General features: G+C 44.2%; 16 protein-coding genes. 6 read left to right on the forward strand and 10 right to left on the reverse strand.

Going from position 1 to position 23434, the window contains the following annotated elements; translation table 11 throughout:
- Positions 1–232 precede the first annotated feature (232 nt).
- Positions 233–2281 carry a T9SS type A sorting domain-containing protein gene (locus M1L62_RS09925; RefSeq protein WP_254412884.1) on the forward strand — a complete coding sequence of 683 codons (2049 nt, stop codon included), beginning with the start codon at positions 233–235 and terminating at the stop codon, positions 2279–2281.
- A gap of 226 nt (positions 2282–2507) precedes the next feature.
- Here M1L62_RS09925 and M1L62_RS09930 read toward each other — a convergent pair whose 3' ends face one another.
- Together M1L62_RS09930 and M1L62_RS09935 are read right to left on the reverse strand one after the other, a co-directional pair.
- Complete coding sequence (locus tag M1L62_RS09930; protein ID WP_254412885.1) at positions 2508–3416, reverse strand: ROK family protein; 909 nt, start codon at positions 3414–3416, stop codon at positions 2508–2510.
- 73 nt (positions 3417–3489) lie between these two features.
- Complete coding sequence (locus M1L62_RS09935; protein ID WP_254412886.1) at positions 3490–4200, reverse strand: SDR family oxidoreductase; 711 nt, start codon at positions 4198–4200, stop codon at positions 3490–3492.
- Between the two features lie 62 nt (positions 4201–4262).
- Here M1L62_RS09935 and M1L62_RS09940 point away from each other — a divergent pair, with 62 nt between their 5' ends.
- Positions 4263–4991, forward strand: coding sequence for an MlaE family ABC transporter permease (locus tag M1L62_RS09940; RefSeq protein WP_254412887.1), 729 nt, complete (start codon positions 4263–4265; stop codon positions 4989–4991).
- Positions 4992–5064: 73 nt separating this feature from the next.
- Complete coding sequence (locus M1L62_RS09945; protein ID WP_254412888.1) at positions 5065–5826, forward strand: ABC transporter ATP-binding protein; 762 nt, start codon at positions 5065–5067, stop codon at positions 5824–5826.
- A 3-nt stretch (positions 5827–5829) separates the two neighbouring features.
- Here the strand turns inward: M1L62_RS09945 and M1L62_RS09950 are convergent, their stop codons facing one another.
- From M1L62_RS09950 to M1L62_RS09970, 5 genes are all read right to left on the reverse strand, one after another.
- Complete coding sequence (locus M1L62_RS09950; protein ID WP_254412889.1) at positions 5830–7347, reverse strand: oligosaccharide flippase family protein; 1518 nt, start codon at positions 7345–7347, stop codon at positions 5830–5832.
- A 174-nt stretch (positions 7348–7521) separates the two neighbouring features.
- Positions 7522–8127 carry a TetR/AcrR family transcriptional regulator gene (locus M1L62_RS09955; RefSeq protein ID WP_254412890.1) on the reverse strand — a complete coding sequence of 202 codons (606 nt, stop codon included), beginning with the start codon at positions 8125–8127 and terminating at the stop codon, positions 7522–7524.
- Positions 8128–8513: 386 nt separating this feature from the next.
- Positions 8514–9392: an ACP S-malonyltransferase gene (gene fabD, locus M1L62_RS09960; RefSeq protein ID WP_254412891.1), complete on the reverse strand. Its 879-nt coding sequence runs from the start codon at positions 9390–9392 to the stop codon at positions 8514–8516.
- Positions 9393–9490: 98 nt separating this feature from the next.
- A complete protein-coding gene (locus M1L62_RS09965; protein WP_254412892.1) occupies positions 9491–12400 on the reverse strand; it encodes a T9SS type B sorting domain-containing protein in 2910 nt (969 codons plus the stop codon).
- Between the two features lie 298 nt (positions 12401–12698).
- On the reverse strand, positions 12699–15614 hold the full coding sequence (locus M1L62_RS09970; protein WP_254412893.1) for a T9SS type B sorting domain-containing protein: 2916 nt from the start codon (positions 15612–15614) through the stop codon (positions 12699–12701).
- A 414-nt stretch (positions 15615–16028) separates the two neighbouring features.
- On the opposite strand from M1L62_RS09970, the gene M1L62_RS09975 reads away from it, so the two are divergent.
- The 3 genes from M1L62_RS09975 (at position 16029) to M1L62_RS09985 (ending at position 19663) form a co-directional block, all read left to right on the forward strand.
- Positions 16029–16700: a succinate dehydrogenase cytochrome b subunit gene (locus tag M1L62_RS09975; protein ID WP_254412894.1), complete on the forward strand. Its 672-nt coding sequence runs from the start codon at positions 16029–16031 to the stop codon at positions 16698–16700.
- A 108-nt stretch (positions 16701–16808) separates the two neighbouring features.
- The gene (locus tag M1L62_RS09980; protein ID WP_254412895.1) at positions 16809–18797 is read left to right on the forward strand and encodes a fumarate reductase/succinate dehydrogenase flavoprotein subunit; all 1989 of its coding nucleotides are present in this window, start codon (positions 16809–16811) and stop codon (positions 18795–18797) included.
- Between the two features lie 113 nt (positions 18798–18910).
- Positions 18911–19663 (forward strand): succinate dehydrogenase/fumarate reductase iron-sulfur subunit, encoded by a 753-nt coding sequence (locus M1L62_RS09985; protein WP_254413387.1) that lies wholly within the window; start codon positions 18911–18913, stop codon positions 19661–19663.
- A gap of 203 nt (positions 19664–19866) precedes the next feature.
- Here the strand turns inward: M1L62_RS09985 and M1L62_RS09990 are convergent, their stop codons facing one another.
- The 3 genes from M1L62_RS09990 to M1L62_RS10000 all read right to left on the reverse strand — a co-directional run bounded on the left by M1L62_RS09990 (position 19867) and on the right by M1L62_RS10000 (position 23413).
- Complete coding sequence (locus M1L62_RS09990; RefSeq protein ID WP_254412896.1) at positions 19867–20490, reverse strand: OmpH/Skp family outer membrane protein; 624 nt, start codon at positions 20488–20490, stop codon at positions 19867–19869.
- Between the two features lie 148 nt (positions 20491–20638).
- Entirely contained in the window at positions 20639–20971 is a 333-nt protein-coding gene (locus tag M1L62_RS09995; RefSeq protein ID WP_254412897.1) for a hypothetical protein, read from the reverse strand.
- A gap of 3 nt (positions 20972–20974) precedes the next feature.
- Positions 20975–23413 (reverse strand): penicillin acylase family protein, encoded by a 2439-nt coding sequence (locus M1L62_RS10000; protein WP_254412898.1) that lies wholly within the window; start codon positions 23411–23413, stop codon positions 20975–20977.
- Positions 23414–23434: the final 21 nt, after the last annotated feature.

Here is a 23434-nt window from a genome sequence, read left to right on the forward strand (position 1 = left end):
TTGCAACTATTGTACATCAAATTTTTTCTATAATATCTTTGAGATCATTATAGAAAATTTTGTTGTAATTTAAATACGTGAAAATAATTTGGTCAGTTTCTTTTAGGACCCGACACACGGGTGAAAGGCCTCACAACACGCCCCGAAATTAATAAGCTTTTGGTTTATTAATGGCCGGATGGGAATTCTTTTTTATTGATTATTAGCTATTTGAAAAGTAATTTTTAATGACATGACTTTACTCAACAGGAGACTTTTTGCGCTCGCTCTTTTCATTTTCCTTTCTTTGACAGAAGGCTATGGTCAAAGATTTTACTCGGTTGTATTTGACAAGCTGCCCAAAGACATGCAATTGTATGCCCGGGATGATAATAATTTGGCGGAGGTGCCCATTTCCGGTGTTATTGAAATTCCCGGTTGGGACCATATGTCGGTGGTAACTTATCGGAATAATGTTCGTTACGGTTTCGCCAAATCACCTATCAATTACGGTGGAAAAACTTCCGGTTCTTTTGATCTTAAACCAAAAATAAAAGCGGAAATAGCCGATTACAGTTTTGAGGTTTTTGCCCGGAAGGGAGCTGACTCGGTGCTGATCGTAAGACGGAATGAAATTGTCGCGGGTGATTTTTATATCATTTCTGGCCAGTCAAACGGGGCTGCGACCGTTTTTGGGAATGGCCCGGGGAAATATTGCAGGACTATCGCCCGTCTGCCATCCGACACGGATGCCAGTATTGGCGCCGGCGACACGTTGTGGATACAGGCGGCCTGGTCATGGCCGTATGTGGGTGCGTGGGGACTGGAACTGCAAAAATCGATTATTGATCAGGACAGCATCCCGACCTGCGTCATCAATGGTTCTTTGCCTGGTAAAAAGGTAAGCGAATTTCTGGGCAGGGAGGAAGCCAATCCTGCTAATCCTAACTCGGTCTACGGTTTATTGCTTCACCGGGTCAATATTGCCAAACCGACAAGAATAAGGGCATTTTTCTGGGTGCACGGTGAGCAGGAAGTCTTTGAAAACATCGGGAATTATGCTGATGATTATGACAAGCTCTTCAAATTCTGGCTTAAAGATTATCCTACTGTCGATCAGTTTATTGTTGTCCAGAGTAATGTTCTCGTTTTGGATAACGACGTGCAGAATCCGGTAGGAGGGTCGGTCAGGGATTTCTTGCGCCGGACAAAATATCTTTACCCTAAGACGGATAATTTTACGGCGATAGGTGTTCCTGGCTACGATGGCGTGCATTATGACAGACCGGGTTATGAAGAATTAGGTAAACGGCTGTACCGGTTTTTAAGACCGACGGTTTATAAATCCAACGATTCGGATAATGTCCGCAGCCCGGATATTCAGAAAGCATTTTATACTACCGATAAAAAGGATGAAATAACGTTGACATTTGATGAGGGGCAAATTTTGAAATGGGCAGCGGATACGACCATAAAGGGACAGGACGGTACACCGCTGGTGATGAGCCTTAAAAATCTTTTTTATCTGAATAATGATGAGAAAAACGCACATTTTTCTGCGGGGAAAGTGGATGGTAACAGGGTTATTCTGACTTTAAAAGAACCGTCTACGGCGACAAAAATTAGCTATTTGCCATCTTTTATTCCCAAAAATCTGCCGCTGATCGTTCCGTTTTCCTACAAAATCGGGTTGTTTACCGGGCCGTATCTGAGGAATAAAAGAAACCTTGGCGCTTTTTCCTTTTATGATGTAGCGGTGGTAAGCAGTTTGCCTGCCATTACTTTAACGACTGCGAAATCAGATTTTAGCTCTGTCAATATCAGCTGGACTGCGGTTACCGGGACTGTGTCTTATGTTTTGGAGAAAAAATCGGGGACGTCAGGCGATTTTAAAACCCTGAAAAAATTCGATGCCAAGACGCTTCTTTTTGAAGACAAGGATGTTGAAATGACTTCGGTTTATACCTACCGGATCAAGGCAGTTAGTGATAAATCCGAGTCGGCTTATGCACAGTCGGTTATCGACCTTTCACCGATATTGGGTACTGAGCCTGATCCTAATGATATTTTCTGGAAAGTTTACCCGAACCCGGTTAGCAATGTGTTACAGATGGATTTTCAGAAATCTGTATCGGGTAGTCTGGAGATTTTCAACAGCAAAGGACAGTCTTATCATGCTGCAAAGCTGAAACTGAGCAGGAATCTTGAAATGAATATTTCTGCCTGGCCGGCAGGTACTTATGTACTGCGTATGAAAAATGATGATGGCCTGGAAGTATCAAAAACAATCGTCAAACAATAAATCCGATATCCCGGATTGTGTCTGACGATTGCCTTAATATATATCAGACCAGTTTTTTGATCCTTATCAGCAGGTGTCTTAACGCCTGCTGATCATTATTTTTAGTGTCAGGAATTTTAAAAGCCATAAAATAAGGCTCCGTTCCAGGTCTTCTTTTCATCAGACCCGGATTTCTTCACCGATAAATTTTTACTATGCCCTGGCAGAATAACCGATAGAATTATCCTTATTCGAAACACAGTGATGCCGCACCCAGCAATCCGGCATCGTTGGCCAAAGTTGCTCTTTTGATGCTGATAGTCTTCATGTAATAAGGAGTGAGCCAGTATTCAAATCTTTCGTTGATCGCTGGTAAAATATATTCAAAGGAAGCAGAAATACCGCCGCCAATCAGGATCGTGGTGATGTCAAGAATTCTTACCATAGAAACCAGCCCCTCACCCAACAGATAACCCATTTCGTGGAAAATCTGCTTGGCCAATTCGTCGCCAGCCGCAGCCGCTGCTACCAATCCCGTTGTAGAAATGGTACCGTTATCCGGCAATTGCGTTTTTCCTGCGAAATTCTCTCTCATGGCATGTGCCATATCCAAAAGCTCTTTCTTTCCGATATTACGTTCCAGTACTTTTCCTCCTTTTGAAGGTACGTGCCCTGGCTCCATTGCGTTTCCGCCACCACCTTTGAAAACTTTTTTATCGATAATGGCAGCGCCACCGATACCCGTTCCAAGTGTTACAAAAATATAGTCTTCAGGAAGTTTATCTTCTCCAAAATAATATTCTCCCAATGCTGCTGCATTTGCATCATTTTCAAGGAAAAAATCATGCTGAGGGAAACGAGCCTTTAAATCCGGAACAATTGTGATGCCGTCAATTTCCGGAATTGCTGTGATTTCCAACAATGTGGTACGGTCACGTGAGATCAGGCCGGGAACGCCTATTCCTACTCTTTTAACTTCCGTATGTTCAACCAGCTGCAAAGCGATGGCGTCACCAAGGCGTTCTATAAAGTGTCCTGAACTGCGCCAGCTAGCGGTATCGTGGCTATAAAAATTAGAAATTCTCCCATCTGTAGCGTCAACGATCCCCATTTTTACGTTAGTACCGCCCACGTCTATACCAAGGTATTGTTCCATGAAATGAAATAAGGGTTTTATAAATAATTTTAAAAATGCGGCAATTTAGCAAAAATGCTTCATTCTTCACTAATCAATCGAGATCTCCAAGCTGCGGTCTTATTAAAATTTCTTCCAGCACTGCTCTGGAAGAGAGCGAATAGGCCGACCAGATGGCTCCGGAGACGTCTTTCGGATCTATAAATCTTTCTGTCGGAAGCTCTGTCCCTTTCCAGCTGTCGGTGAGCGTTGCACCGGGTAGAACGGCTGTTACTTTTATGCCAAACGGTTTCATTTCCTCACGCAGCACTTTTGTCATGCCGTACAACGCAAATTTTGAAATGCAATAGGAGCCTCCGTTTGGATAAGCCGTAATGCTGGCTGTCGAACAAATTGTGAAAATATGACCTTTTTTTACCTGGATCATCTCATCGATAACGCCGCGGGTGAGGTGATAGGCACTGTATAAATTCGTTTCTATTGTTTTTTCCAGCGTTCCTTCGGTTTCGTTGTGCACCTGACCGGGAATAAAAACGCCGGTGTTATTGATCAGTACGTCGACCGGCCGTTTATGAGATTTTACAAAATCAATAAATCCATTCAGTTCATGTCTCAAAGAAAGATCAGCTTTTTGGAAAAAAACCGAGTGTCCGGGGAACTGCTCCTTCATTTCATTTTGTAATGTAGACAGATCGTTTTCGTTTCTTGCGCAGGTGATAACGTCAAAACCTCCGGCCAGAAACTCTTCAATCAATGCCTTTCCAATACCTTTTGTACCACCTGTGATAACTACTAATGGATTCATTTTTCTGTTTAGCTCTTTTTTTGTCTAATTTTCCCGAAAATATTGAATACAATTAAGATACTATGTCTGTAATCGGAAAATACTTTATTTTTTTAGGGTCCCTCTTTGGAAAAGGTGAAAAATTGTCGGTCTATTGGCGGCGATTCATGGAAGAAAGTGTCGGCATAGGGGTCAGCTCCATCTTTATTGTTGCTATTGTTTCCACTTTTATCGGCGCGGTGTCGTGTATACAAACCGCCTATAACCTCGTAAGTCCCATCATTCCTGTATCCACAGTTGCACTGATTGTGCGCGATATGCAGATTCTCGAACTTGCTCCCACGATCACCTGCATTGTTTTGGCGGGTAAAGTTGGGTCTAATATTGCCAGTGAACTGGGCACGATGCGTATTACGGAGCAGATTGATGCTTTGGAAGTGATGGGAATTAATTCATCCTCTTATCTGGTGCTTCCCAAGGTACTGGCCGCGATGTTTACGTTTCCAATGCTGGTAATTCTGGCGGCTTTTCTGGGGATTTTTGGCGGATATCTCGCCGGAACATTGACGGGAGTGATCACCGAAAGAGATTATTTATATGGAATTCGCGACTCGTTTGTGCCTTATAATCTCTTTTTTATGTGTGTTAAGCCTTTTGTATTCGGGTTTTTAATTGCCACCATATCATCTTACCAGGGATTTTTTACGCAGGGAGGTGCGCTGGAAGTGGGAAGATCCAGCACACAGGCTGTAACAAACAGCTGTATTTCTATTTTGATAGCAGATTATTTATTAGCGCAGCTTTTATTATAATGGGTTACCGATGGCCGGCGTCTTTAAATTTATAATAGCGCATGGCTTTTTCTGATCCTTAATAACCAGGAAAATGATTGAAATAAAAGATATAGCAAAAGCATTCAACGGTAAGGAAGTATTAAAAGGCATAACAAGCACATTTCGGGAAGGTGAAACCAACCTGATCATCGGCGGCAGTGGAACTGGGAAGAGTGTTTTGCTGAAAACGATGATCGGATTGATTAAACCGGATCGGGGGAATGTTCTTTATAGCGGCAGGGATTTTTATAATTCAGATAAAGACATGCGCCAGTCAATCCGCCGTGAAATGGGTGTTTTATTTCAGGGCGGCGCACTTTTTGATTCACAGACCGTAGAAGAAAATGTACGTTTTCCTCTCGATATGTTAACAGATATTTCTGCGGCCGAGAAAAAGGAACGCGTTGAATTTTGTCTTCAGCGGGTGGGGTTGGAGGGAACAGGAAAACGAATGCCTTCTGAAATCAGCGGCGGTATGAAAAAGCGTGTAGGCATTGCGCGGGCGATTGTGATGAACCCTAAATACTTATTTTGCGATGAGCCAAACTCAGGGCTTGATCCGCTTACCTCTGTCAAGATCGATGAACTGATCAAGGAAATTACCGAGGAATATAAAATCACCACCGTGATCATAACCCATGACATGAACTCCGTGATGGAAATCGGGCAGAATATCATTTTTCTTTATCAGGGAGATAAGCTTTGGGAAGGGCTTAATTCTGATATTACCAATACCAAAGTGCCGGAGCTGAACGAGTTTATTTTTGCCAATAAATTGCTGAGAGATGCGGCGAAAGAAAACCAGAACAAATAAATTCTATTTGGCGCCTAAGATCCGCTGATAACGTTGCGGCAGTGCCTTTCTTTCGGCGAAAACGACAAGAATACAGAACAGCACAAAGAAAAGCATATGGTAAGCGAAGCCCGCGACGGAATCTGATGGAATTAAGAAAACATCCAGCAAAATAAATACGCCGCCGCCAAAGATATATCCCAAAGCTGAATTGAGGTTGTAAGGTATCGGATAATATTTTTGTCCGTAATAATAACAAAGAATCATCATAACGAGCCCGGATGACGCGAATGCAATCCCGCAGCCCAGGTAGCCGATTTGAGGCACCAGGAGCAGGTTCAGGACAATGGTGATACTTGCGCCTGTCAGCGTTATGTACGTGCCGTACTGCGTTTTATTCGAGAGCTTGAACCAGGTCGCCAGGTTGTAGTATATCCCCAGAAATAAAAACCCAAGCAGGAGCCATGGCACCACAGCCAATCCTTCGTGAAATATTTTTTTCCTTAAAAATATTTCAGCCAGCAAATGCAGGTTAAGGCAAATACCTACCCACATCGTCGCGCAGATCACAATAAACCACTTCATCACATCGGCAAATACAGAAGGTGCATTTTTGTCCTCCGCCTTTGAATAGAAGAACGGCTCTGCTGCGTACTTAAAGGCCTGAATAGCCAGATTCATAAAGATGGAAAGCTTGAAACACTGACCATAAATTCCGATAGCATCTTTTGTCGTCCTTCCGGGATAAAAATTATTGGGGATCAGATATTGCAAAAATGTTCTGTCGAAAAGTAGATTGGTTACGCCGGCCAGGTTCATGATAAAAAGAGGAAAGGCATAAACCCACATGGGCTTAAATAAGCTCATGTCAAAAACAAACCTGAAATCTGCAAATTCCTTATACAAAAACGCGAAAAACATAAGATTGGCCACAAGATTGGCCAAAACGATATATCCCGCAGCGACGGCCGGATTATAGAACAGATCGATTGCTGGTTTTAAAAAGGTCAGATATTTTGCGTCATAGATGTCGCGGCAAACGATCAGGAAAAAGAAGTTTAAACCGATATTCATGAGGATGTTGGCTACCCTGGCGGTTACGAATTTTTTAGCCTTTTTTTCCAGCCTTAGCCTTGCAAAAGGTATAGAAACAATGCCGTCAATGGCCATGATAATGGACATCCAGCGTACCAATGTAACTTCTTCGGGATAGTGGATCAGGTTGGAAACGCTTTCGGCAAAAAGAAATATAGTGCCGGAAAAGAAAATGCTGACCAATATAACAGCACTCAAAACAAGGTTATAATATTTTTGGCGGTCTCCTTCTTTCCTCGCAAACCAGAAGTAGGCGCTTTCCATACCGAAAGTGTAAACCACAAGGGAAAGTCCTGCGTAGGAATATAACTGAACCTGAGAGGCAAGCTGTTCGGGTAAGAACAACTTCGTATGAAGCATGACGAGCAGATAATTAAGCATTCTTCCCAACATGGTACTCACGCCATACATCACCGTATCCCCGGCAAGTTTTTTCAGAACACTCATAATTTTCGACTTGTCAACGAAGATTGTTGTTTTAATTGTTGAACCTGGATTTTCAGGATATCTCCGCGCTGCAAATATACACGAAGCGTTCTCGTTTTATTTGTAGAAGCAACAAAAAAGAGTCCTTCAGAATTTACATTCGTGAAGGACTCCCGATATAAGCGGATTTACTTTTTAAGCGATTGTAGCGATAATTCTTTCAATCACATTTTCGATTCTTTTCCAGCCTTCGTCTGTGTGCAGGTCTACATCGATCATTTTCTCACGGTAATCTGTCGCGATCGTCATGTAGTAGATTCCTGCCGTTAAAAAGGCCATCAGAGCGCTCGTGTCTTTGAAGTCGGGCAATTCTCCCACTTTGTCGACAATTCGTGTAGCAATCTGATTCCTTGCATCTGAAAGCATCGATTTTCCTGTGCCAATTTCCCATCTTAACAAATCGCGGGTCGCTTTGCGCTCCCTTAAATCTGTAAGGAAAGTCTGCATCAGGCCTGTTAATGCTTTTCTGCGTTCATCGGGTGGGACGAGGGTCATGTTGTCGATGTAATCATCAGCCATGGTCGAGGTGTACTCTCCTGATTTCACATACTGCTCCATCAGACCGTCAACACTTTCAAAGTATCTGTAAATCAGTACTTTGTTGACGCCCGCCGTGCGAGCAATCAAATTTACGCCGACTTTTTCGGTGCCATGTTGTTCAATCACTTCTCCGACGGCCTTGAGAATTTTTCCCTTGGTCCGTTCCCGGTCTCTTTTCTTAACTTTTGTGTCGATTTTCATTTACGGGGCATTTAGGTTATACATAGTAAATGTAACATTTCGTCCGAAAATAATTATCATTTTTCAAGAAGATATGTAACCTTTTTTCTGTTTTCGTTTCCTAATAGTTATTGATCGGAAAAAATATTTTAAGAATTGAATTTTAACGACTCTGACTTAGGGGGAGTGTACAGTTTTCGAATGAAAATTAGTGTGAGAAAGAATAAAAAAAGAGCTCATTAGATAATGAGCTCTTTGCTAAAAAGTTGTTGGCCGACAAGGACTCGAACCCTGAATGAGACAACCAAAATGTCCAGTGTTACCATTACACCATCGGCCAATACCGTGTTAGTGGTGCAAAAGTAATACGAGTTTTTTTATTTGTCAAGTTTTTTGAAAAAAAAATTTCAAATACTTTTTAATTCAACACCGCTGGCGATCTTTTTAACCAATCCCTGTAAAACTTTTCCAGGACCTGATTCAATAAATATTCCTGCTCCGTCTGCCACCATTTGTTCCACCGACTGGGTCCATCTCACCGGTGCAGTTAACTGCGCGATCAGGTTTTCCTTGATGACCGTTACCTCAGTTGCGGGCTTCGCATTGACGTTCTGATAAATCGGGCAGATAGGGGATTCAAATTCGGCCGCGTTAATTGCCGCAGCAAGTTCCGCGCGTGCAGGTTCCATAAGTGGTGAATGGAAAGCACCGCCAACAGGTAGGATCAATGCACGTTTTGCGCCCGCAGCTTTTAATAGTTCACAGGCTTTTTCAACGCCTTCGATCGTTCCGGATATTACAACCTGTCCCGGACAGTTATAATTGGCAGGTACCACAACTTCGTCGATAATGCTAGCACAAATGTCTTCAATCGTTTTATCGTCAAGACCAAGAATCGCAGCCATGGTGGAAGGGCGGATCAGACAGGCTTTTTGCATGGCGTCAGCGCGCTGAGCAACCAGGCGTAACCCATCTTCAAATGACAAGGCACCAGCGGCTACAAGGGCTGAAAATTCACCCAAAGAATGACCGGCCACCATTTCAGGCGCAAAATCCGTGCTGATCTTTGCCAGAACAACCGAATGAATAAAAATGGCAGGTTGTGTTACGTTGGTTTGTTTGAGTTCTTCGTCGGTACCCTCAAACATGATCTTGGTTATTTCAAAGCCTAAAATGTCGTTTGCCTGGTCAAACAATGCTTTAGCTGAATCGGAACTTTGGTACAGATCCAGACCCATACCTTTAAACTGAGAACCCTGACCCGGAAATATGTAGGCTTTTTTCATAATTAGTGGCTTTTTAAATTTCGTAGTAAAAAAATCGAGCCCGACTCTTACGAATCGGGCTGCAAATTAACGACTTGAAAGTGAAAGAAAAAAGACGCTTATCTAAGCAGCTGTACCCATCCTTTAAACTGAGCCGGTTTTCCGCCTTTCTGCACAGACTCAAAATAGACGGTGACTTCATAGTAATATTGTCCTGCCGCCAGGTCACTTCCCGAGTTGGTTTGTCCGTTCCAGCTGATGTTGACATCTTTGGTATCAAACACTTTGGCTCCCCATCTGTTGAACACTTTAAATTCAAGCGACTGGACAAAACTCGGACAGTCGTATGGTTTGAACAGATCGTTTTTGCCGTCCCCGTTTGGTGTGATTACGTTGGGCAGTTTAAAGATCGGACAGTTATCCTTGCAGACAGTATTGCTTGGCGCACTTTCTGTTCCGTATTTGTTAACGGCCGTCACGTAATAACATCCGGCAAAAGAAGTCAGGCCTTCGTGTGCAAATGACGTAGCTACGGGTGCTGTAATTTCTTTTAAAAGCGTCGGGGTATCACCTTCGTACCGGGTGTAATACAACCGGTAAGCCACAATGGCCTGGTCGCAATCCTTTCCGCCTGCCGACTGTGGATAAGTCCAGGACAGATTGTTGGTAAATGTTTTCTGTCCGCAGAATGAATCGGCCTTTAAACTATCGCAGTTCAGCACATCAATCGCCAGCACCGGTACACAGGGTTTGGTGGTATCGGCAGCGGAGATACAAATGATCTGTGAGAAGTTGTAAAGCGGATCGACTTTGATCTGCGAGTTATTGTAAGAACCTTCTGTTTCTACTTTATAACAGTAGACCGAATCCTTGGCGATCACCACATTTACCGTGCCATCCTGCGCGTATTTATCCGTTCCGTCATCAGTGAAGGTATAAGTCTGCGGCCCTTGGACGGATACTTCCGCGATCCTGTTGAAAGTTCCGGGTTTTGATTTGTCTTCTCTGTAAATCCTGTGCTTTCTGCCATCGTTACTCCATGGTACATTGGCCGTCCAGTTCAGTCTGATGGTGGTCGGACTGGCAGGTCCCTGCGACAAACGTACGCTGCTGGCAGCTTCGGTTTCATCGAGTTTTACCAGTTTCCCGCCTTCTGTATAATAATATTCAATTTTATACCGGTAAGCATTGGCCACGGTGTTCAGGTCTTTATCAACGAAGATGGTATCCGGTGCACCTGCTGCCAGGTTCGTATTGATGGTAGCAATGTTTGTATAAACACTTCCGTTCAGGCCAGTGGCGCGGAACAATTTATATTGAGCAGGGATCGACGCTCCATCGGGAAGCGCTGGTTTGATCCATTTCACGGTGATTTCACCTTTTGTTTCGCTCGTAGCATCAACAGTGACGTTGGTGATAACCGGCATCTGCAAAGGCACCTCGATACAAACCTGCTCGGAGGGAAGGCTTTCACCACCGCCGGCCAGATATCCGGGTTCTGTGATATTAGAACCTGGTCTTGGGAACTCTACAACGATCCGGTAGCTGTATGAAATACCTGCTTTCAGACCTGTATTGTTGTTGTTATCGACATAAAATAATTCACCCACACCAACACTGGCGATTTTTTCGTAACCGTATTCTGCGGGCAGCCCCGGTATACATGGATCGATGGGGACAATCCGACAGCCTTCCCTTCTGTAAATGGATATTTTAGCTCCGGGAACCTGACATTTATAAGCATCCCAGCTCACCCGGAATGCTTTTCCGGAAGCATCAGTAACGGGCACTGCTCTGAGATTGACCGGCTGCGGGCCATATATCCTGATTTTTAACGTGGTGATATCCACTAGTTTTCTAAATAGTGCAGGGTTTGGCGCTCCGGCAATAGGCCCGTCCTCGACCTTAAAGAGCACATCATAAGGTTCTTCCCGGATGTGGCTGCACCCGGTCTGCCAGGAGAAGAGCCCGGTTACCGTCCCTTGCGCACCCTGTTGCGGCACACTGAATGTGGCATAAGCCGGTGAGATCAGTGCGGTAGCCTGATAGACCCCGCTGCTGGTGGTAAGCGTGAGTTTATCCCCATTTTTATCGGTGGCTTTGACGGTTTGGTTGATCAGCGTTCCGGCCTCGACGCATATATCGGGCAGCAGATCGAGCTTTGGCCTGTCATTTTTGGCGTCCTCGACAATGATCTGCATATCCCTGACAATCTCCCCAATTTTGATCCCCTGTCGCCATTCCTCGACGACAAAGGCGACGTTATAGAGCCCTTTGGTGTTGGGGGCATCCCAGATGAGATCACCGGTAATGGGGTTCATGCTGAAAGTCGAGGGGCTTTGGCCACCTTCAGTTGAGCCGGGAGGAAAAGCCAGGTTAGGGTGTTTGTAGCCAACGTTGGTGCCTAATCCACCACCAGTGATGTTTTGTTGTGGTGTATAAAGTCGGTAAGCAATACTGTCACCATCTGCGTCGAAGGCGCCTGGGTTGTGGATAAACCGCTGGCCGACTGCCGCAATATCAATCGGAGCATTTAAGAGAACGGGTGTCTGGTTTAAACCTACAAATGAGTTGATGACAATGGTGGTGTGCACGTAGAAATTAAGGCTACTTGTGGGAGCGGGACTTAAATTCAAAATGCCGACATTCCGATTATCAATGGCAACAGATATGTTCCAATTACCGGCGGATCTAAAAGTGTAACGGGTTGTGTAGGTATTCCGTGTGGTGTTGTTGCCAATATTGACATTCGCCAAACGGAGCACTTTGATAGGAGTCTGCTTCTCTCCATCAGAAGCGCCTGTGTAAAAATACATATTCACATCATCCTGATGATCGGCGGCATCTTTTCCCCCTCCTGGGGTTACGTCAAAGTAACCCGTGAACGTTACGTCGTAGGTTAATGGGTTGCCGGTAACCCGTTTGGCTGTTATCTCGCCGGCTCTTGCATGTGTTGCAAAGGCTTTTTGATTGATAGAGAGACCAAAAACTATAACCAGTAGTGATAGAAACTGTAAAATTGAGCGCATGTGTATTATGACTTTTTAAATAGACAGAGGTTGCCATCTTAGGGCTTTTATCGCCGGAGAAATCATTTTTAAAGTTTCTATTTCCGGCGTTATGTATTGAACGAAAATTAATTCAAAAATGTGTATTGATAGTGTATGAATGTATATGATCAGATACATATTTATTAATTCTCCTGTATGTCAGTTTTTCAATGAGCGGATTTATATTTTGATGTTATTTGTAACTAATTGATAATAAAAACAATAAGCCCGATTCGAAAGAATCGGGCTTATTGTTTTTATTTAGAGGAAAAGACGCTTACCTAAGCAGCTGTACCCATCCTTTAAACTGAGCCGGTTTTCCACCTTTCTGCACGGACTCAAAGTAGACGGTGACTTCGTAGTAATATTGTCCTGCGGCCAGGTCACTTCCCGAGTTGGTTTGTCCGTTCCAGCTGATGTTGACATCTTTGGTATCAAACACTTTGGCGCCCCATCTGTTGAACACTTTAAATTCAAGCGACTGAACGAAACTCGGACAATCATATGGTTTGAACAGATCGTTTTTGCCGTCCCCGTTTGGTGTGATTACGTTGGGCAGTTTAAAGATCGGACAGTTATCCTTGCAGACAGTATTGCTTGGCGCACTTTCTGTTCCGTATTTGTTAACGGCCGTCACGTAATAACATCCGGCAAAAGAAGTCAGGCCTTCGTGTGCAAAAGACGTAGCCACAGGTGCTGTGATTTCTTTTAAAAGCGTCGGAGTATCACCTTCGTACCGGGTGTAATACAACCGGTAAGCGACAATGGCCTGGTCGCAATCCTTTCCGCCTGCCGACTGTGGATAAGTCCAGGACAGATTGTTGGTAAATGTTTTCTGTCCGCAGAAGGAATCGGCCTTTAAACTATCGCAGTTCAGCACATCGATCGCCAGCACCGGCACACAGGGTTTGGTGGTATCGGCAGCGGAGATACAAATGATCTGTGAGAAGTTGTAAAGCGGATCGACTTTGATCTGCGAGTTATTGTAAGAACCTTCTGTTTCTACTTTATAACAATAAACCGAATCCTTGGCGATTACCACGTTCACCGTGCCATCCTGCGCGTATTTATCCGTTCCGTCATCGGTGAAGGTATAAGTCTGCGGCCCTTGTACGGATACTTCCGCGATCCTGTTGAAAGTTCCGGGTTTTGACTTGTCTTCTCTGTAAATCCTGTGCTTCCTGCCATCGTTGCTCCATGGCACATTGGCCGTCCAGTTCAGCCTGATGGTGGTCGGACTGGCGGGTCCCTGCGATAAACGTACGCTGCTCGCAGCTTCGGTTTCATCGAGTTTTACCAGTTTTCCACCTTCTGTATAATAATATTCAATTTTATACCGGTAAGCATTGGCTACGGTGTTCAGGTCTTTATCAACGAAGATGGTATCCGGCGCACCTGCTGCCAGGTTCGTATTGATGGTGGCAATGTTGGTATAAACACTTTCGTTTAAACCTGTTGCACGGAACAATTTATACTGTGCCGGTATAGAGGCTCCTTCCGGAAGCGCTGGTTTGATCCATTTTACGGTAATTTCACCTTTTGTTTCACTGGTAGCATCAACAGTCACGTTGGTGATAACAGGCATCTGCAAAGGCACCTCGATACAAACCTGCTCGGAAACAAGGCTTTCACCACCGCCTGCCAGATATCCGGGTTCAGTGATATTAGAACCTGGTCTTGGGAACTCTACAACGATCCGGTAGCTGTATGAAATACCTGCTTTCAGACCTGTATTGTTGTTGTTATCCACATAAAATAACTCACCTACGCCCACACTGGCGATTTTTTCGTAACCAGATCCGGCAGGTAGCCCCGGAGAGCAGACATCAATCGGAATGACCCGACAACCTTCTCTTCTGTAAATGGATATTTTGGCACCTGGTATCTGACATTTATAAGCATCCCAGCTCACCCTGAACGCTTTTCCGGCGGCATCAGTAACGGGTACAGCCCTGAGGTTAACGGGCTGCGGGCCATAAACCCGGATACTTAACGTGGTGATATCAACGAGTTTTCTGAACAGGGCAGGGTTCGGAGTTCCGGCAACGGGTCCGTCCTCGACCTTAAAGAGCACATCATAAGGTTCTTCCCGGATGTGGCTGCACCCGGTTTGCCAGGAGAAGAGCCCGGTGACCGTCCCTTGCGCACCCTGTTGTGGCACACTGAATGTGGCATAAGCCGGTGAGATCAGTGCGGTAGCCTGGTAGACCCCGCTGCTGGTGGTAAGCGTGAGTTTATCCCCATTTTTATCGGTGGCTTTGACGGTCTGGTTGATCAGCGTCCCGGCCTCGACGCATATATCAGGCAGCAGGTCGAGCTTTGGTCTGTCATTTTTTGCGTCCTCGACAATGATCTGCATATCCCTGACAATCTCCCCAATTTTGATCCCCTGTCGCCATTCCTCGACGACAAAGGCGACGTTATAGAGCCCTTTGGTATTGGGGGCATCCCATATGAGATCCCCGGTTATGGGATTAATACTGAAAGTAGCAGGGCTTTGTCCACCTTCGGTTGAGCCGGGGGGAAAAGCCAGGTTAGGATGTTTATAACCAGCGATATTTTCACCTAAACCACCTCTGCGTGTGCTTTGTTGTGGTGTATAAAGTCTGTAAGCGATACTGTCACCGTCTGCATCGAAAGCACCCGGGTTGTGGATAAACCGCTGGCCAACGGCTGCAATATCAATCGGAGCGTTTAAGAGAACGGGTGTCTGGTTTAAACCTACAAATGAGTTGATGACGATGGTGGTATGCACGTAAAAATTCAGCCGGTCTGTTGACCCCGGCCCTAAATTCAAAATGTTGGCATTCCGGTTGTCGATCGTGACGGATATATTCCAGTTCCCGGCAGACGGAAAAACATAACGGGTGGTGTAGATATTCTGCGTGGTATTGTTGCCAATATTACGTGTCAGCGACGTTATACGATCTACCTGTCTTGGGGTAGCCGTTGCACCGTCAGTCGAGCCGGCATAAAAATACATGAGTACAAATGTCTGGCTGTCAGCAGCGCCGATACCTGCGGGACTCACATCGAAATAACCAGTATACGTAACGTCGTAAGCCAAAGGGTTACCCGGAACACGTTTTGCCGTTATTTCGCCAGCCCGGGAGTGCGTGGCGAAGGCCTTGTTTCCAAAGGCAAAACTGATGAGAATTAGCAGTAAAAACTGAAATCGTAGATTATGGCGCATACTAAATAATTTATTCAGGATAGAGGCAAACATGTCAAGTCGGAACATCGAATGTATGCAATATTAAATAACGGTGGTGATATCTGTTAAAACAAACATTTTTATATTAAAAATAAAAATACATAACGTCAATATCACTGAAATATGAACGAAAAATCTGAATTAAAATGTATTTATCTATTCGTAATATCGGGTCTGATTGCGGCAAATTTTCTGATTAAATTTTACCGTTTAGTTAGTCGAATGAATTTCAACCGTTAATAATTCATACAAAGGGTATTTAATAATGATTATAAATTGTAAAGCACTACACAAAAATGATCCTGTTTTATTGTGTTGCTAACGTTTGTGCCATACCTTTGAAAGGTTCTAAATATACCTTATTTTTTTGTACTAAAACTATTCGTGTTTGCTATGTCTTGGTTTACACAAGCGTTAACAAGTTCTATCGGTAAGAAGCTGATCATGTCGCTTACCGGTCTATTTCTGATCAGTTTCCTGGTAATACATGCCACCATTAATGCAATGATTTTTTACAACGATGGGGGTGAAACATTTTCTCACTGGGGGCACTTCATGGGTACCAATCCCATTATCCGCACGCTTGAAATTGGTTTGGTATTAGGTTTCCTTCTACACATTGCTGACGGTCTTTGGCTTACAAAAGCCAACAACGACGCAAGACCTGTAAAGTATGCGGTAAGTAATGCCAGCGCAAACAGCAAATGGTATTCCCGTAGTATGGGACTTTTGGGAACTCTGATTTTGATATTCCTGGTGATCCACACCTCACATTTCTGGATTCCAAACCGTACCAATCAATTTGCTACCGGTGAAGAATTGAATCTGTACCAGATGATGCTCGATATTTTCCAGAATGTATGGGTGGTATTGATCTATGTTGCAGGCTGCTTTTCGCTTTTCTGGCATTTATTGCATGGGTTTGAAAGTGCATTTAAATCATTGGGCCTATACCACGTGAAATACAACGGTGCGATTCATTTCGTAGGTGTTGCTTTTTCAATCGTGATCCCGGTTCTTTTCGCACTGATGCCTATTTCTATATTCTTTGGATGGGTTTATTAAATCCCAGGCATTTGACTGTCAGTGTAAAATTACGCTGATGCAATCGTTGAATGTTTTTGATTAAATTTTTGAATCTAATTTTTCAGGTTAATTAACATTTCAAAATATATGGCAACTTCATCTCGTCTGGATGCCAAAATACCTCAAGGCTCGCTGGAAGATAAGTGGGAAAAATACAAATCGTCAGTACCTCTGGTAAACCCTGCCAACAAGCGTAATATCGAAGTGATTGTAGTAGGAACCGGTTTGGCCGGAGCCTCTGCCGCTGCTACGCTTGCGGAAATGGGATATAAAGTAAAAGCATTTTGTTTCCAGGATTCACCACGCCGTGCGCACTCGATCGCTGCACAGGGAGGGATCAACGCTGCAAAGAATTATCAGAATGACGGGGACTCGGTTCACCGTCTTTTTTACGATACGATTAAAGGAGGAGATTATCGCTCACGTGAGGCCAATGTGCACCGTTTAGCGGAAGTTTCCGGAAATATTATTGACCAGTGCGTTGCGCAGGGTGTTCCTTTTGCACGTGAATACGGCGGACTTCTTTCCAACCGTTCTTTCGGTGGGGTGCAGGTTCAGCGTACTTTTTACGCGGCGGGACAAACAGGACAGCAGCTTTTGTTAGGTGCTTATTCCGGTTTACAGCGTCAGGTTGGGATGGGAACAATTACCATGTACAACCGTCACGAAATGCTGGATGTTGTGAAAATCGACGGAAAGTGCCGTGGTATTATCGCCAGAAACCTGATTACCGGTGAATTGGAAAGACATTCTGCACACGCGGTTTTGCTTTGTACAGGTGGTTACGGCAACGTATTTTATCTGTCGACCAACGCGATGGGTAGTAATGTAACGGCTGCCTGGAAAGCGCACAAACGTGGTGCATTCTTCGCAAACCCATGTTTTACACAAATTCACCCGACCTGTATTCCGGTATCGGGTGAGCATCAGTCGAAGCTGACTTTGATGTCAGAATCACTTCGTAATGATGGCCGTATCTGGGTTCCGAAAAAACAAAACGATACACGTGCCGGAAATGCTATTCCGGAAGACGAAAGAGATTATTACCTGGAACGTCGTTACCCTGCTTTCGGTAACCTGGTTCCCCGTGATATCGCTTCCCGCGCTGCGAAAGAAAGATGTGATGCAGGATATGGTGTGGGTACTTCCAAATTGGCGGTATTCCTTGATTTCTCTGCTGCTTTCCACCGTTACGGACAGGGAGAAGCGAATAAAAATAACATTACTAATGCCTCTGAAAGCCAGATTCTGGAATGGGGTAAAGCTGTAGTGAAAGAAAAGTATGGTAACCTTTTCGATATGTATAAGCAGATCACGGGAGAAGATCCTTACGAAGTGCCTATGCGTATTTATCCGGCGGTTCACTACACCATGGGTGGACTTTGGGTTGATTATAACCTGATGACAACCGTTCCTGGTTTGTATTCATTGGGAGAAGCGAATTTCTCAGATCACGGTGCGAACCGTTTGGGAGCTTCTGCGTTGATGCAGGGTTTGGCAGACGGTTATTTTGTGATTCCAATCACGGTTGGAGCTTACCTTGCAGGTGAGATCAGAACCGGACATATTTCAACCGATCACGAAGCATTCGTAAAAACGGAAAAGGAAGTAAAAGACAGAATTGAAAAGTTAATTTCGATTCAGGGAAATACTTCTCCTGAACTATTCCACCGCCGCCTGGGTAAAATCATGTGGGACAAATGTGGAATGGGACGTAATGAAAAAGGATTGAAAGAAGCGATTGTTGAAATCCGCGCTTTACGTGAAGAATTCTGGAAGGATGTAAAAGTAATGGGTAAAATCGGTGATTTTAACCCTGAACTTGACAAAGCAAACCGCGTTGCAGACTTTATCGAGTTGGGTGAATTGATGTGTATTGATGCATTAACCCGTAACGAATCCTGCGGTGGCCACTTCCGTGAAGAATACCAGACTGAGGAAGGGGAAGCACTTCGTGACGACGAAAACTTTATGTTCGTGTCAGCATGGGAGCATATCGATTCCGAAAAATGGGAGCTTCACAAAGAAGACCTTGTTTACGATAATATCAAAATCGCTCAGAGAAGTTATAAATAGCCGTTAGCTATTGGCATTTAGCTGTTAGCTAAGGTCCTTCATTGAGTTTATAACTAAAATAAATTTCGTTAATAGTTAATCATTAACAGTTTAGACAAATGAGTGCAGGCAATATGCGTCTTACGCTTAAAGTGTGGAGACAAAGCAATACAAATACACAAGGAGGATTTGAGAATTATAATCTGGATGGCGTTTCTCCGGATATGTCTTTCCTTGAAATGTTCGATATTCTTAACGAACAATTAATTGAAGAGAATAAGGAACCGGTCGCTTTCGATCACGATTGTCGTGAAGGGATTTGCGGAATGTGTTCTATGTTTATAAACGGACAGCCACACGGACCTTTGAAAGGCGTAACAACTTGTCAGTTGCACATGCGTTCTTTCCAGGATGGTGATACAATTACCGTGGAGCCATGGAGAGCCGGAGCATTTCCGGTTATCAAGGATCTTGTTGTAGATCGTGATGGTTTTGACCGTATCATATCAGCAGGTGGTTTCGTGTCGGTAAATACAGGAAATGCACAGGATGCAAACAATTTACCTATTGCAAAAGAAGATGCTGATGACGCATTTAGCGCTGCTGCCTGTATCGGTTGCGGAGCTTGTGTAGCGGCATGTAAAAATGCTTCTGCGATGTTGTTCGTATCTGCCAAAATATCACAGCTTGCTTTGTTGCCGCAAGGTCAGGCAGAGCGCAGTATTCGTGCGGAGAAAATGGTTGCTCAGATGGACGCAGAAGGTTTTGGTAACTGTACCAACACCCACGCATGTTCGGCTGAATGTCCAAAAGAAATCAGCTTCGAGAATATCGCACGTATGAACCGTGAATATCTGGGAGCAAAAGTTTCTTCGAAAGCGGTTTAGAAAGGCAAAGGAATCCATTTGGATTAAGAATATAATAAAACAGAAAGAGACGGCTTAAATGGATAAGCCGTCTCTTTCTGTTTTAAGGCAAAGTGCCGTAGGCACGACCGATCTTGTAGCCATGGATTTCAATCCATGAAAAAAGGCATCCGATCGGAATCAGACGCCTTTCAATCAAAATATTTTATCCTGCCTAATCAGGATTATTTCTTAGCAGTAGTATCCGCAGAAGCCTTACCAGCATCTGTTTCTTTGTAAGCTTTGTTCAAACCTTCGATGATTTTCTGAGTAACATCAAGCGATTTGTCAGCGAACAAAATTCCGCCACCCAAAGAATAACCTAATACGTATTCGTATTTATTGTCTTTGTTATATTTTTCAATGTAGGCTCTGATCTGCTTGTACAATTCTTCATTTTTACCAGCTTCTTCCTGCTGAAGACCTGCCATAGCCTGGTCACGGTAAGCAACAAGATCCTGCTGTTTTTTCATCAGCTGAGCCTCTGTTGAACGAGCCTGGTCCGGTGTCATGGTCTGCGCTTTTTGCTGGAAGAAAGCAACTTCATTTTGCAAAGAGCGTCCTTTTGTATTCAATTCATTTTCCAATTGGAAATGTTTGTTTTCAAGCGCTTTTTTAGCATCCTTAAAATAATCGTAATTCGTCAAAAGAGAATCGACCTGTACATAAACAGTGCGACGGCCAGCTACCACTCCTCCGTCTGATCCTGACACTGCTTCTGATTTATTTCCTGAGAAATGTAAGAAAAATAACACCGCTACGGCTATGCTAAGCACGATGTTCCAAATTAACGAAGTATTGTTATTCACGTTTTTAAGGTTTTGTTTTTTTAGAAAGAGCCGCAAATATAATGATTTGTGTTTCAAGGCCTACAATTACGTAGTTTTTTACGCTACTTTAAATTGGCCAGACCTGATATAAGATCAGTTTATCACAAAATTCTCAGGTCATCAGGATTTATGCCGTCGCTTTTCTGGCAAAATAACCCGATAATCCGGATAACCCGCCAACGAGTCCGCCTACAATGGCTGTTACGATCAGCAACAAGATGCCGTTGGGCAGAGAAAAAATTTCTGCAATTTTGTTGGACATAGAACCCTGGGAACTGATATGAAGGTATAACCCATACAGAAACCATAACAAGGCAATGGCCAGAAAACCCGTGGCAAAAGATTTCAATGAGGTTGTGGGCCGCCATGCCGCAATAACGAAGGGAATCAAAGCAACTGTCCACCAGGGTGTGAAAAATTGAAGTATCGCGGTGACGATGAAAATGATGACGAAGTTCATAGATTATTTCTTTTTAAGGATTACCCGTGATGTAAGATGTTGGTTTTTCTGATCGGGAGACGACAGATAGATAAGCTCGTTTAACTCACCCTTTTCCCATTTGTCGAGGAGGTTGAGATAATAAGGACTACCCGGATTTCCGGACTGACCGCCGGGATAAATCCCGTAAGCTTTGGGTGTCGGCCCAAGCTCTACCACCATCCGCCACGAAGGGCCATTCCTTTTTGTTATGGCATTGACAATACCCGAGCCACCGCCCAGTTTAAGATGCGGTGCGTTAAAGGCTTTCAGGCTACGGCTCAAATGCCGGATCTCGGTATTTTTTACTTCGGACCATTGCCATGAGGGACTCATAGCACCATGCCGAGCGATTAACGTATCCACGGCAGTTTTGAAACTGCTGACTGTTACGTCGGTTAATGTTTCCGTTTGCGGCGTTTTAATATTGTTAAACCATTTTTCATTGGGCTGTTTTAATATCATATACACCAGACGGTCCCGGGAAGGGTAGGCCATCGGCGCTTTGGGTGAATCAAATTCATCATCCCAAACTGCACTTTTCAATGCCGGCATCCATTCTTCGAAAATCGAAGGAGCAATGGCGTCAGGAGAATTCTGGTAATTCCAGTCTGTCAAAACCTGTTGTGCTGCTTTGTAAGTAGCGCTCAGCGGCGTTGTTTGCAGTATTGAAAGGAGCTTGGGAAGAACTGTCCGGGCAAGTACATTAAAATTATCATTCTGTAACATACGCAGACTGTCGGCATTGGCTGCCGTCATTTTTTCCAGACGTTCGTTAATCCGTATCGCCCGTTCCGAAGGAGCAAAAATCCAGTTGATATAATAAGGATAGGTCTGATCTGTCGACGATTGATTGGCCGAACTTACAAATCCCCTCGGAGGATTTTTCACAAACGGATTTTGTGCTGCCGGAATCCAGCCTTTCCAATCGTCGTCCGGATTGGTGCCGTCGAGTAAAAATTTGCCCTGTTCTTTTCGCTTTAAAGGCAGTTTTCCGTTAACGGTGATCGCAATATTTTTACCGTTATCGGCAAAAACAAAGTTCTGCGCCGGACCTACATATTTGGCCAGGGCACTACGATAATCGTCGTAATTTTTTGCTCTGTTTAAATCGTAGAAAGTAAGAAAGCTGTTACCCGGTTCATGACCAATCCATCGGGTAGCCAGGTTTATCGTGCCGTTGCTATCGTCCGTATAAGCGGTTATGGGGCCGTGGTGTGTATAAGTGACGTTTTCGCGGAACGGCTCACTCTGGCCTTTGATGTAAATAACTTCTTCCCGTTTACGGGTTGGTTTCCATTGGTTGTCGAACCAGTAGCTGTTTTGTGTGGTGTCTTTGAAAGTAATTTTATACTGGTCAAAAACGTCCGCATCCACATTGGTCACACCCCAGGCAATATTCTGGTTAAAACCGATGATCACGCTGGGAATGCCGGGCAATGAAACGCCGTAAACATTCATATCAGGGGAATGCAGCTGGACCTGATACCAGATAGACGGGAGTGTCAGTTCCAGATGCGGATCATTGGCCAGAATGGGATAACCGGTTTTTGATTTGCCCGGCCCAACTGCCCAGTTATTGCTGCCAATTCCTTCGGGTTTTGGCTCTTCCTTCGGATATTCATTGGTTAAAACGGTGTCTTTGGTATTGCCGGGTTTATTTTCAGGGATCGCGACGGGTGTAAAATTCCAGGGTGTACCAGCGGGAATAATCGGACTTTCCTGAAACATGGGGTAATCGGGAAACAAATCGTTTACAACCTCGCTTCCGTATTTTTTGAGAATGTTGGACATGTTCAGGTTATTTGACCTTCCTGCAAGGGTTAGCGTCATCTGTTCCAGCATGTACATGGTATTGATGGGTTTCCACGGCTCAGGTTTGTAACTCAGTAATTTGAACTCCACCGGATAATCTTTCGGAGAAAGCTGGTTGATGTACGCATTAACGCCAGCCGTATAACCGAGCAAAGCTTCTCTCGATTTGGGATCACTCAATGCTATTTTGATATTAACCTCAGCACCGTAAGCCATTCCGAGTCTGCGGCTTCTCTGGTCCAGTTCAAAAGTGGCAGGTCCAAGGACTTCCGATAATCTGCCGGATGCCGCTCTGGTTTGGACGTCCATCTGCCATAACCTGTCTTTTGCGGTGATGTAACCCTGCGCATAAAAAAGATCGAAGTCATTTTTAGCAAAAATGTGTGGTACACCGGTATCGTCGAAGCGGATGGTTACCTCATCTTTGAGACTATCCAGTTTCAATTCGATCTCTGCTCCCGGATCAGCAAGTTTTTCCCCGTTTTGCCAGAATCCGGTAAACGGACTTAAAAACGAACCCAGAGCAGGAACCTTTCCCCATGGTCTGTTCAATGCATATACTAAACCTATTGCGACTATTACTGATAAAACAGCTTTGACAAATTTCATATTGCGGAGACTTAGGTTAAA

The sequence above is a fragment of the Dyadobacter diqingensis genome (assembly GCF_024220585.1).
Classification (GTDB): Bacteria; Bacteroidota; Bacteroidia; order Cytophagales; family Spirosomataceae; genus Dyadobacter; species Dyadobacter diqingensis.